Source organism: Shewanella sp. 11B5, assembly GCF_002836795.1.
In the GTDB taxonomy this organism is placed as follows: domain Bacteria; phylum Pseudomonadota; class Gammaproteobacteria; order Enterobacterales; family Shewanellaceae; genus Shewanella; species Shewanella frigidimarina.
In genome coordinates, this window is the sequence record NZ_PJAP01000203.1 from 1 (window position 1) to 1047 (window position 1047).

At 38.2% G+C, this 1047-nt stretch carries 1 protein-coding gene; it reads left to right on the plus strand.

Features of this window, described 5'->3' with window-relative positions; translation table 11 throughout:
- Positions 1-901 (plus strand): HNH endonuclease (locus tag CXF78_RS01655; RefSeq protein ID WP_257984802.1); only part of this gene is annotated, 901 nt, incomplete at its 5' end.
- Positions 902-1047 lie beyond the last annotated feature (146 nt).

Here is a 1047-nt window from a genome sequence, read left to right on the forward strand (position 1 = left end):
AAAAACAAATAAAGGAATATCAATGTCACGAAAAAAGTTTATGGAGTCCCATGGGGCATCAAATCGCAATGACCGCTATGGATGGGCATTTGTAAATCATAAAGATAAACTCGTTATTTTTGGTGCTTGGGATGTCAATACTGAGCCTAATCGAGCCCTAATATTATCTTTGGATTGGGAACGCAATGAGTCAGGTCGTAAGCAAAATGCATTTGGCGAAGCTATGGAATACATCAAACTTGTTGAGCAAGAAGGATATTCGTTAAAAACATTCCCTATCATATATGACGAAAATTCAGAGACAGGACAAACCAAGATCAAAGATTATATAGAAGTATTGTCAGACATGTCACTAGAGATGGTTAATGGTGGTTACTATGCTTTGGGTAACCACAATGTAAAATATTCGAAAAAAAACCCGCCAAGCATTGCAGATGATCTTAGTGATATATTCGAAGCAGTGGTTGAGAATACTGAACGAGAAACCTTAATTTTAGCGCGTGTCGGGCAAGGTAAATACAGACAAAATGTAATCAACATTTGGGGTAACGGAGAGTGCTGTGCATTAACCCTGACAAATATCCGAGAGATTCTAATTGCGTCACATATCGTCCCCTGGTCCAAATGCAATACAAATGAAAAAAGGCTCGATGGCGCAAATGGAATTTTACTTTGTGCTCACATTGATAAGCTATTTGACGCGTATCTATTGACCTTCGTAAAACAAGGAAGCAAATTTGTGTCAAAGTTATCACCAAACCTTGATTCAGCATTATTAAAAGGATTGGGAGTTGAAGCTGGATATGAGCTTTGTACCGCTAATTTGAGCCAAGTGAATCTAGAACGATTTGAGAAATATATTAGAGAGCACAATAATCATTTTGAACAAAAATGTAATTAATAGAATAAGCGGGATCAGAGTCTGGCCCCGCTTAACAAGGTTTAATCAAGGACCCACAAGCATAATATTAAATCAGTGGGGATCCCTCAGACTCTGCCCTCACTTCCCTTTATACGTCAGTGGTAAGAGAGCCTTTCAATTGAGTA